The sequence below is a fragment of the Sulfurimonas sp. NWX367 genome (genome assembly GCF_039667065.1).
GTDB classification, from domain to species: Bacteria; Campylobacterota; Campylobacteria; order Campylobacterales; family Sulfurimonadaceae; genus Sulfurimonas; species Sulfurimonas hydrogeniphila.
Genome location: NZ_JALCZM010000006.1, coordinates 1 through 11,118 on the forward strand (window position 1 = coordinate 1; position 11,118 = coordinate 11,118).

The window sequence follows — 11,118 nt, forward strand, 5'->3', positions numbered from 1 at the left end:
AATTTGACAGAAGTATTGAGATATATGTCTAACGGGGTAGGACAAGAAAAAAACTGATTTTTAAAAAGGTGCTTGAAAGCTCGTATTTTAGGGGTTTCTGGTGGACGAGGAGAGATTCGAAAAAAACCTACCCTTTTATTTTGTTTCTTTGACATATTATTCATACTTTGATATACTTTCTTTGTGAATGCAAAACACTCCTAGTCTGCTTAACTAACAGACTTACAAGAGATTTTAGGTTAGGACTTCGGTTCTAGCCTTTTTTTTTGCCATTTTTTTATGGTTGGTTTGTGGTGTGGGTGGGAACTCTTGTAATAAGGAGATGTTTTGCATTCCAAAATAATAGTAGTCTTTTTAGTGTTTATGGTCTTTGTACCATTATTGCATTAATCAAAACAGAGGGATTAGTTACCCCTCTGGCTACTATGCCATTGGTATAACTTGATATTCTATTATGTCTTTGTTTTTTTGTATATAAGTATATGCGGCTTTAGTTAAACATTCTTTTGAAGTTATATATAAAATTTTCCAATTATAATTATTAATCATTTCTTTTAGTATTTTATCTTCTTCTAAATAGTCTAATATATCCATTCTAGTTGCTTTTATTTTATTATGATCTACTTTCCATGTTTCCCAGTTTTTGCATTGTACAAAATATATATTTTTATCTTTTTTTATAAACAAATCAATATTTTTATCTTTAACGCCTTTTTCTTTTCCATGCTCCCAAACATAATACCCTTGTTCTCTAAAAAAATCAGCTATATATTTTTCGTATTCATCTCCTTTTTTCTTTTTTTCTGTTTTAGTCATTTTTGGTTTGTTTTTTTTATATAGATTATCATAACCTTGTGTTTGCTTTGAATTAATATTTTCTTTTGATGAATCATATATTCTATTTATTAATTGTGTATCATTTAATATTTTTTTATTCCATATTGTATATTTGGTTTTGTTTTTAGGATTATATAGTTCTTTTCCTCCTTTGTTTTCTCCAGCTAGTGTCAATATCCACCATCTGTCTCTTTTTTCTATCCAACCTAATTCATTAAATATCTTATTTATTTCTCTTGATGATTTTTTGAAATGTTCTCCTATCATCTTTATTGTGATTGTTTCTTCTTTTTGACTCATGTTATTTCCTTTATTGTTTTTTTTATATTTATTTTTCTTAGGTTTTAAAAATATTTGTATTGCTATGAGTACTAAAAATAAAAGAAATACTCCTGTTGCATTCATTTTAAATTAAATTTTCCAGAGCTGGCATTTTCTTTTATTGCTTCAAGTCGTTCCAGGTGTTTACGTGTTTCTTCTATAGATAAGTCTAGTGCTAAGCCTTGATTTATAAGTCTTACTAAGTCGGGTTTATCTTTTTCCCAATTTCTTAATGTATTTTTACTTACGTTTAGAATATCTGCCAGTTCTTCTCTATTCAACTATTTATCCTTTTACAAAAAAAATGCACAATAATTGTGTATTATAGTATATTTTAAGCTATATCAAAGTTCAACTATTGTATTATTATTATAAATAAAGCACAATAATTGTGTTTAAGGAGTGACAAAATGCAAGTAAAACAAGAAAACATTAAAAGACCGTCTTTGATAGAACCATTCTTAAACATGGAACTATCCCCTACAAATGAGTTTATGCAATATATAGACTGTTCTGTAAAATCTTCTAACGTTGTTCATAAAAAGAATAATGTCACTTCTGATAGCCATAATATCAAAAAAAGACTTAAATCACAAAAATTCAATATTTCATCTCATAGAGTTATGCTTTATAAATATTCTCGTTGTTTAGATATTTATGATTCAAAAGATAAATTAGTCTTAGGTGTTCAGATTCAATCAGATGGGGATAATTTAAAAGTTGTTTCCACTATTTAACCCGCAATCACAAAAGAGTTAATTCAGTTTGATGTAAGTCGGTCGGTACCACGTCCATTTGAGCATGAAGACGTTAAAAACTCTAACGCTCTCCCCGTCAGTCACTTCTCGGGGGTTAAATAATAAAAGTGACTTGTTAGGTATTTAGAGAGTTAGACCGTTAGTCAAAAGAGGGTTTATTTTTTCCCTTAAATGTAAAAAAACTCACTCTAGCTTTCTAAATACTTAATTATGACAGTAGTTAAGTTAAAAATTAATTCACTGAGGAGTGACAGATGACAACACACATGATTGGACAGCTTTTAGAAGTAAAGCCTATTGAAATGGTAGATAGAAAAACAGAGAAAGTTAAGTACAGCACTGATTTAACAGTAATGTTTGACGGTATTGACGAAGAGGGTTTCAGAAAAGTATCTGTTGAAACGGTTAATGTTGATGAAGAGTATTATGACGAACTCAAAGAAAAGATAGGAAAAACAATCGCCATTGCCTATACTGCAAAAGTGGACCAGTGGGGAGTTAAGTTCTATGCCGATCGTTCTATGCCTGTGCTTGAGCTTGAAAAAAATCCGCTCGACTATTCCAAGTTCAAAAGAAAAGAGCAGTCTAAGAAGTCTTAACGACAAAGCACCCGCAGGGTAGAGGCGTAGCCGTTGTGGCACCGCCCCGAGTTTATATGCTTGTCAAGAACTGGAAAACAAGATTATTTCCAACTTCTTAACAAGTGCCGAGAGAGGCAACTCTCTCCCCTAAACCGCATAAGGAGAATTATTTTGAATCAGAGTTTAATAAGAGCTTACCAGGAAGAGATAACAAGATTGGTTTATATTCAAAACAAATTTGGTATAGATTACAAAGAACAGATTGATAGATTAAGAGCTGTAAGAGATAGAATGATATCTGAACTTAAAAGTTCTTAAGTATTGGAATTTTGCATTGAGTAGCGTGAACTATTCAGTGCAGAGTTTCACGACCTGCAAAAAAAAATTAAAAGGTGGTTTAAGATGGATTTATCATCTGTTGCATTTAACGTACAAGACGCTACGGCAGTCGGTGTTTTGGTTTTAGTTGCTGTTGCGGCTCTTTGGGGTGTTCGTAAAGCTATTTCTTTCGGGAACAGAGGCTAGTAAATGCCTGATATGCCCTCTTTAGACGTTGTCGGATTGATTCAATTAATGTCAATTATTTTGGTATCACTTGGCGTCTTTTGGGGTATAAACAAAGCCATACATATGGCTAAAAAATAGGGGATTTTTCCCCTGTATCAAAAGGTTTGATTGTGAAAAAAATACTTATTATCTCTTTTTTATTGTCAAGTCTTTCCGCTTCTTTCTTCTACGACAAAGATTATCCTGTTTGTATAGAAGATTATTATCTAAAGTCTGGTCGTATATATTATCTTCGTTCTTCTGATTCTACTTGGGCTTCTACTTCTGAAAATAATACTATTAAAGATTTACATTTTGGTTATACATGGGATGCAGATAATTCTATTTGCAAACCAAAATCCTGGTTAATTCTTGGAATGGATGTAAAAGACTGGCATTTCCTTGAGGCTCTTACAGGGCTTTTGTTCGGTTTTGTGTTTATGTTTTTTACGATTATCTTATTTATGCAGGTAGGTAAAGAAAAATGATTTATTTTGAAATTACAGATATGGCAACGATAAATTATTTTGCTTCTATATTTTTAAATCTTACAATAGTTTTAGCTCCATTGTTTGGAGCTTTGGCACTTACTAGGCATTGATTATGAAAAAGTTATTATTTTTTATTTTAATTTTTAACACATTATTGTATTCTGAGCCTTATCCAAATCCTTCATGTGTTTATTCTCCTTCTGCTGAGTTTAAAATTGACACTGATACTCAGTCTTGGTTTTACAAGGTTTCTTCTCGTGGTACTGTTTCTGAAGATATTTATCAGGAAAATCATTCTGTTGCTGACTCGCAATATTTTTCTAATAGAACTTTTTATTGTTTTTCATCTATTGATTCCAATAATTATCACCGTGATTATACTGATTATGATTATATTGAACCTTGTTCACTTGGCGAAATTTACGACCGTTCAACTGGTCAATGTACTCCTGAACCTGTTTGTACTGATACGCCTCCAGATAATTTAACGGGTTATCCTACTAGCGGTGGTTCATGTGCTCCTATTTCTGCGGCTATGACTTTACCAGGTTTTGATATAAAGGGTTATGCTCCTTCTCTAGAATTAAGTTTGCAAACCAGTCCAAATTATACATTATGTTCCATTATCTGTGATCAAGGATATTATGAAAAAAGAACTGTTTGTTCTTCTGATGAAGTAGTTAATTCTGATAATAAATGTATAAAAAAAGATTTGGTTGTAAATATTCCTGAAAGTGATTGTGTTCCTGGTACAGTTTTTAATGATTATTCCAAAGGTTTTTCTGGTGTTTTGTCTTGGGATGTTTATTTAAAATCTTGTGTTGTTGTTGAAGATAAAATTGTTCCATGTTCTGAATATACTCCTACTGTTATTAAAGAAGTTTTTAATTGTGACACTGATTTAAATAATTTTAATTTTAGTTGTACTGATAATTTAAACGATTTGCCCACTATTGAGACTTCTTGTACTCCAAAAAATGAATCTGTAAAAGGTTCTCCTTGTAATGATTTTAGAAAATCATTAGAGGCAAGTTGCAAGGAGAGTGGAAAAATTATTGATCCTTCTTCTGTTTGTGAAGATAACGGTATTGTCATAACTAAGAATACTTTGTCCTGTATTGTTCCAAAACCAAAATGTGATGGTGTTTGGGGTGAAGTTTATAATCCTACTACTAATGAGTGTGATTGTAAAGAAGGTTACTATAAAGACAGATTTGGGAATTGTTCTTATGATTTTTTTGGTAAAGCAGATGAAAATTTGACTGATGAGGAAAAAAATCAAAAAATATCAAATGAAATTTCAAATGCGACAACTAAAAAACAGGCTGAATTGAGTAATGATTTAAATTCTAGTTTATCGTCCACTGCTTTTGGTATTGTCGGTCTCGGCAACGATTTATCTGGTTTACGTTCTGATATTAATACTACTAATAATATTTTGAATGATATTAAAGATAAATTTGAAGATGAAAAATTAATTGATGTTAAGGAAGAAGATTTATCTTTGCTTAATGCTGCTAAAGATTTTTTGGATGGTGCTACTCAGCAATATAAAGATTTTTATGAGAATACTAAAAATGTTTTGGATTCTATGAAGTCAAAATATGATGAAGCTATTGCACTTTTTCATGGCGAGGCTCCTTCATCTGTTTTGCCGTCTGGTTCAACTTCTGATTGTTTTAAGACTACTGTTTTTGGTCATGAAATATCTTTTGATTTGTGCAGTAGTTTTGGATATCTTTCGCCTATTATTTATGTAGTTTTAAATATTTATTTTATGATTCTTGTATTTTTCTTTTCTTTGAAATATACGCTTAGGAGTTTTTCATAATGGGTTTTTTTACTGCAATTGGTTTTATAGTCTCAGGCATTATTTATCTTGTTAAATTTGTAAAAAATTATCTTCTTAAATATGTTACTTTTGGTGTTATACTTGGTATTCAGTTTACTATTACAGCTGGAACTATTGTTTTTGTAAGTGCTTTTTATTTTGCAAGTATTACGCTTTTTATTTCCCTGTATAATTCGGCTGTCAATATTATCAATACTATTACTACGCAGACAGGTTTAGATTGTTTTTTTGGTATGCTTATGTGTACTGGTGTCACTCCTGCTATCCAAAACGGTATTAGCATGTTTTTTGCTGCACTTGTTCCTTTGCTTGTTTTTCATCTTGGTAGGTTCACTATTGGTGCTTTTGGAGTTATTAAAGATGAGTTGTACAAGCTTGGTGTATTGCTAGGATTGGCGGCTTCATAATGATTTCATATTTTTTAGGAATTCCAGGCAGTGGGAAAACATATTTTGGTGTAAATGTTATATATGATAATTTTGCAAAAAAGATACCTAAAAAAACAAAACTTACTTTAAAAAAAGATTATAAAAACTGCTATACAAATATAAATGAATTCAATTTCAAATTGACTAAAAATGTCTATAAACTTGATTTTGATGAATTTTTTGATAAGTTGCAAATTCTATATAATATGGCTCACGGCATAGAGCAAAATTCAGATGATGAAATAGACTCAAATATTGCATTTAAATCTTTGTCTGAATTATTAGAATCTGGTATGACACTTCAGGAAGCAAAAGCCTACCGTGAAAAAATTTCTACTTCTACAAAGCAAAAAAAGAAGATCCCTAAAGCTTCTGATTCTGAACTTATTGAAAAAGCAAAAGAGTTAAAAATATTTAAATCATTATTTGTTATTGATGAGTGTCACAATTTTTTTGATATGGATAATAAAATAAAAGTTTGGTGGCTTACATATCATAGGCATTTATATCATGATATTTATCTTATTACGCAAAATCTCTCTTTGGTAAATAGCAAATACAAGCCACTTGCCGAATCTTTTTACAAAGCAAAAGCTTCTTCGCTTACATTAAATAAAAAATATTTCAATTATATGTATTATACTGATTCTAGAATGACAAAAGATTCTTTTGTGGAAGTTAAAAAAGTTCCTAAACGTCAAGAAGTTTTCAAACTTTATAAGTCTGGCGATATCGTAGAATCTAAAAATGTTATTAAAAAATTTATTATTATAGCGATTCTTCTTTTTTCATTAGTTTTGCTTTTGGCATATCTATATTATAAATTCTCTGTTGAGGAAAAAATTAAAAAAGATTTTCCATCTGGGCAGACTGTTTCAAATTCCAAACCTCTTTCATCTGGTTTAAATAAAAATACTTTTTCTATTAATAAGGAAATTGAATCAAATTTTTCTGATGAGTCTTTTTTTGTTTTGAACTGTTCTTATTCTTCTTGTTCTAATAAAGAAATAAATTTGCCTCCTAGATTATTAAAAAAATTTATTGATATGGAATATATACATAAATATTATGATGAAAAAGTTGGTAAATATTTGACTATAGTTTATTTGTCAAGTTCTAAAGATTTTTATCATTTTATTTCAAAAAGGAGTGACACAGATGAAAAAGATTCTGATAGTATTAATTTGTTCGGTGCTGTTAGCGGCAAATGATTTATTAAACATTAGTTTAGTAGATTTTACGGATAGGGTTTCAAAACAGACATTAAAAAGCATATATATAGATGAAGACATAAATGCTTCTGTTTCTTTGTATGTGCCTGATAAAATTTCTAGTAAAGATATTTTTAAATTATACAAGCAGACTTTAGATAAAAACGGATTTTATTTGAGAAAGCTTGGGCATGTTTATGTTATCAAAAAGCATAAAGAAGTGACTATGAAGTCACATTTGTTTCAATTAAAATATAATAGCTTTGCTGATTGTAAGATTATTCTTGACACTATGGGGGTTAAATATAATTATTTAAAAGATAGTAATACATTTGTTTTGTTGGTTAATGATGACAAATTTGCAATTTTGAAAAAATATCTTTCTATGGTTGATAAAAAACAAAGTCAAGTAACATTGAAAATCATGATATTGGAATATCAAAGTTCTATTACTGATGAACGGGGCTTAGAATTTGGCAGTGTTTATAAAACCATTGACGGTGCTACAAAAAGTGCTATATCGGCTATCGTTGCTCCTATCACTAACAATACGCTTTCAATTTCTAAATTTAATTTTTATTCTGCATTACATTTTTTAAATTCTAATAATTTGTTAAATGTAAAGCAATTTCCTTATGTTTTAGTAAAAAATAATCAAAAATTTGTTTTTGAAGCTGTGCAAAATATTCCTTATCTTGTGACAACTACTACAACTGACAATGCAAACACCAGTGTTCAAACAAGTATTGAATATCGTGATGTTGGTTTAAAAATTAATGGTTTAGCATATATATATGATGATTATTTATCTCTTAATTTGGATTTGATTATTGAAGATTTGATTACCGGTTCAGAGCCTACTAATACGCCCGAGACTTATAAACGACGTTTGAATTCTAGTACAGATTTAACTTTTGGCAGCGTTCTTTTGTTAAGTGGTATTAAGCGTATTAAACATGATACTACTACTTACAGCGTTCCTTTTGTTTCCAATCTTCCATACCTGGGAGAACTTTTCAAATATAAGTATAAATCAGAACGCAAACTAAATTTAACTATTGCAATTGAAGTGCTTGATAGTACGGCAAACGCTCTTTTGCTTCCGCCCGAGGTACGAGGGCGGGAGTGAAAGGCGGAGCCGTCTTGGCTATCTATAAAAAGTTGTTTGACAAAATTTAAAGGAGTGGCAATGAGTAAAAGACAAAATTATTTTAGAATTAGAAAGTTTAAGCGTTGGGTTATTTATAGACGTAAAAGAGATTTTATGTTTTATTTAAATACTTCTCCGCGTAATAGTTATTATAGATTATTTACTTCATATTTATTTTATATTGGGCGTCCTTGTTTATTTGGTCCTTTACGTGTTAATAGTTCTTATAAAAAAAATATTAAATTAATGAAGTGACAAAATGAAAAATTACGGTTTAACCTCTTATCAAAGAGAATATGCGTTAAAAAAATTACATAATAATCTTGAATTTATGAATTCAAACGGTGTTAAGATTGACAATGATAGATTTGTGCCTTATGCAGACTTCGTTCAGAACTCGTATAACAATTCTGATAGATATATAGCTGAAATACAGCATAGAGCCTGGAATATGTTCGATTATGCCCGTGAGAATGAATTAGTAAATTTAATGTTTACGCTTACGCTCCCGTCAGTATGGCATCCGATGAAACGCAAATATCCAAAATCTAAGATTGACAAAACTATGATTTTTAATAAGCAGTTCGGTGGTCGTAAATATATTACTAAAATAAACGGTTACAAGATTTTAAATTGTAATGTTATCCAAAAGGTTGGTATGGTTGAGCCCGATTTGGATTTCAGTCCTATTGACAAATTTAGTCCTCGTGAGGCTTCTAAAAAATTATCAAATTTATTAAAGCGTTTTTTCATGGACCGTTCTTATACTTCTATTGATAAAAAGTTACGTTGTTATTTCCGTGTAACGGAACCACATGAAGATGGCACGCCTCATGTCCATATGTCCTTATTTGTGCCTAAGGATAAATTAGAGCGTGTTGTTAAAGCATTAAAACGTTTGTACCCTGCTCCTATGGGCCAGATAGAGACTGACATCAGAAAACCGGTGCATTACTTAATGAAGTATGTTTTAAAGACGTTTGACGATTTAAGAGAAGATAAAAATATATCAAATTTAACGTTATGGTACTTGTATCACGGCATTTCAAGGTTCTACACGTCACGTACTTTTGTCAATCTCGAAATTTATAGACGGCTTCAGGGTAAATATGAACTTAAAGAGCTTACAGAGGCGTATCGCCGTGAAGAAGTAAATATTTACTATTACAAAGATAGCGATAAAATTGCACTTATTGAAAACGAATTTGGTACATTATACGTGCCTAAACCGGTTAATTGGTCTGAAAAAATAGATATGAAGGATAGAATTGGTGAGGTTAAATTTAATTTTTATTATAATGGTCTTTCTATTCCAAAATCTGTTAATTTATTTCAAAAATATTTTTTTAGATTGAAATTAGATGATTTTAAGCCTAAAATACAGCTTGATAGCGGTTTTGAGTCTGTGTATAAAGATATTTCGCCTAAGCCTATTGAGGTGGTTATTGACGGTAAAGAGTATATGACTTACAACTTTAAGCTAAAAGAACATAATGCCGGCAATGAAAAACTAAAAGAACTTGGCATTGAGCCTCTTCCATTGACTGATATTTTAATTGTGCAAAAAAAGAAACCGTATCAAATGACTGATTATGAGTTGTATCAATATTTTCATAGCTTGGATATAGATACGGTGGACGATAAACATTATATTAATACTCGTAACTTACTTATACAGCGTGGTTATGATGTGGGTGAGTGGCTGAAACTCACTGCCATTCAGGAATTAGAAGAAGAAATTGAAAGTGAGGTGTTTTAAAATGACTCGCAATGAAGCTTTATATATCTGTTATTCTCAAAATGTTTGTATCAAACTGGATTGGTGGGATGATTTTATGTATATATATTTTGATTCAAAAAGTTTAAGTTTTAAAAGTGGTCCAGGTTGTGAAATAGAATTAGATTTTTTACTTCCTGGTAATTATGAAATTTTAGAAAATAAGTATAAATATCTTGGCGGTTTGTTTGCTGTATGAGTAAATTTCATTATTATTCATCTCTATATCTTGAATTCAAAAAAGAAGATTTAAAATTTTCTACTTTTGATAAATACAAAAATATCATAAAAGACAGAATCAATCCTATTTTTCAAGATATGCAAGTGCAGGATATTAAACCTTCAAATATTAAAAAATGGTTGCTTACTCTTTCCGATATTGGCGGTAAATCTAAACGTATATATTTATCTATTTTACGTGGTATTCTCCAGGAAGCCTTATATGATGAGTTAATTACTCGAAATCCTGTTTCATTAGTTAGGTTGCCGAAATATTCTACTCCTCGAATCGTTCCTTTCAATGCTGATGAAGTAAAAATGATTATGAATAATACGCCAAACGAAAATTACAGGTTTTATCTTGCCTTTGCATTTTATACCGGTATGCGTTCTGGAGAGATTATCGCTCTTAAAAAAAGTGATATAGATCTAAAAAATATGACTATAAAAGTTCAGCGTACACGTTCCCGATACGGCGAGAGTACACCAAAAACTACTTATAGTATAAGAGAGATTCCGATTATAAAGCTCTTGAAGCCTTATATATTAGAACTCTACAATAAGCATGACAATGAATATCTTTTTGTTACGCAATATAATAAGCCTTACAATACTACAAATGTATTCCAGGAAAAGTTTTGGAAGCCTTCTTTAAAAGAATTAGGGATTGAATATCGCCGTCCGTACAATGCACGTCATACATATGCTACAAATATGCTTTACAATAATTTGGTAACACCTGTACAACTTGCCCAGCTCTTAGGCCATGCTAACACGCAGATGGTTTATGATGTTTATGTAAATTATATTGAAAGATTTAACGATAAATTTGACAGAAGTATTGAGATATATGTCTAACGGGGTAGGACAAGAAAAAAACTGATTTTTAAAAAGGTGCTTGAAAGCTCGTATTTTAGGGGTTTCTGGTGGACGAGGAGAGATTCGAA

Annotated in this window: 14 protein-coding genes; 12 read left to right on the forward strand and 2 right to left on the reverse strand. The window is 30.5% G+C overall.

The window, feature by feature from the left end; translation table 11 throughout:
• Positions 1-423: 423 nt before the first annotated feature.
• Positions 424-1,242: a restriction endonuclease gene (locus MNY28_RS11655; protein ID WP_346389939.1), complete on the reverse strand. Its 819-nt coding sequence runs from the start codon at positions 1,240-1,242 to the stop codon at positions 424-426.
• Complete coding sequence (locus tag MNY28_RS11660) at positions 1,239-1,439, reverse strand: hypothetical protein (RefSeq protein ID WP_346389940.1); 201 nt, start codon at positions 1,437-1,439, stop codon at positions 1,239-1,241. The genes MNY28_RS11655 and MNY28_RS11660 overlap by 4 nt, the downstream gene beginning before the upstream one ends.
• Positions 1,440-1,568: 129 nt before the next feature.
• Between MNY28_RS11660 and MNY28_RS11665 the strand changes: the two genes are divergently transcribed.
• The 12 genes from MNY28_RS11665 to MNY28_RS11720 all read left to right on the forward strand — a co-directional run bounded on the left by MNY28_RS11665 (position 1,569) and on the right by MNY28_RS11720 (position 11,029).
• Complete coding sequence (locus MNY28_RS11665) at positions 1,569-1,895, forward strand: hypothetical protein (RefSeq protein WP_346389941.1); 327 nt, start codon at positions 1,569-1,571, stop codon at positions 1,893-1,895.
• 275 nt (positions 1,896-2,170) lie between these two features.
• Positions 2,171-2,515 carry a hypothetical protein gene (locus MNY28_RS11670; RefSeq protein WP_346389942.1) on the forward strand — a complete coding sequence of 115 codons (345 nt, stop codon included), beginning with the start codon at positions 2,171-2,173 and terminating at the stop codon, positions 2,513-2,515.
• Between the two features lie 384 nt (positions 2,516-2,899).
• Positions 2,900-3,022: a hypothetical protein gene (locus tag MNY28_RS11675; RefSeq protein ID WP_346389943.1), complete on the forward strand. Its 123-nt coding sequence runs from the start codon at positions 2,900-2,902 to the stop codon at positions 3,020-3,022.
• Between the two features lie 152 nt (positions 3,023-3,174).
• Complete coding sequence (locus tag MNY28_RS11680; protein WP_346389944.1) at positions 3,175-3,531, forward strand: hypothetical protein; 357 nt, start codon at positions 3,175-3,177, stop codon at positions 3,529-3,531.
• A 115-nt stretch (positions 3,532-3,646) separates the two neighbouring features.
• Positions 3,647-5,365, forward strand: a complete 1,719-nt coding sequence (locus tag MNY28_RS11685) for a hypothetical protein (protein WP_346389945.1) — start codon at positions 3,647-3,649, stop codon at positions 5,363-5,365.
• Entirely contained in the window at positions 5,365-5,793 is a 429-nt protein-coding gene (locus tag MNY28_RS11690; RefSeq protein WP_346389946.1) for a hypothetical protein, read from the forward strand. Before MNY28_RS11685 ends, MNY28_RS11690 begins: the two co-directional genes overlap by 1 nt.
• Complete coding sequence (locus MNY28_RS11695; protein ID WP_346389947.1) at positions 5,793-7,025, forward strand: zonular occludens toxin domain-containing protein; 1,233 nt, start codon at positions 5,793-5,795, stop codon at positions 7,023-7,025. The genes MNY28_RS11690 and MNY28_RS11695 overlap by 1 nt, the downstream gene beginning before the upstream one ends.
• On the forward strand, positions 6,973-8,154 hold the full coding sequence (locus MNY28_RS11700; RefSeq protein ID WP_346389948.1) for a hypothetical protein: 1,182 nt from the start codon (positions 6,973-6,975) through the stop codon (positions 8,152-8,154). Before MNY28_RS11695 ends, MNY28_RS11700 begins: the two co-directional genes overlap by 53 nt.
• Before the next feature lie 60 nt (positions 8,155-8,214).
• Entirely contained in the window at positions 8,215-8,430 is a 216-nt protein-coding gene (locus MNY28_RS11705) for a hypothetical protein (RefSeq protein ID WP_346389949.1), read from the forward strand.
• Positions 8,431-8,434: 4 nt separating this feature from the next.
• Positions 8,435-9,934: a hypothetical protein gene (locus tag MNY28_RS11710; protein ID WP_346389950.1), complete on the forward strand. Its 1,500-nt coding sequence runs from the start codon at positions 8,435-8,437 to the stop codon at positions 9,932-9,934.
• A 1-nt stretch (position 9,935) separates the two neighbouring features.
• Positions 9,936-10,151 carry a hypothetical protein gene (locus MNY28_RS11715; RefSeq protein ID WP_346389951.1) on the forward strand — a complete coding sequence of 72 codons (216 nt, stop codon included), beginning with the start codon at positions 9,936-9,938 and terminating at the stop codon, positions 10,149-10,151.
• The gene (locus MNY28_RS11720) at positions 10,148-11,029 is read left to right on the forward strand and encodes a site-specific integrase (protein ID WP_346389952.1); all 882 of its coding nucleotides are present in this window, start codon (positions 10,148-10,150) and stop codon (positions 11,027-11,029) included. Before MNY28_RS11715 ends, MNY28_RS11720 begins: the two co-directional genes overlap by 4 nt.
• The last annotated feature ends 89 nt before the right edge of the window (positions 11,030-11,118 follow it).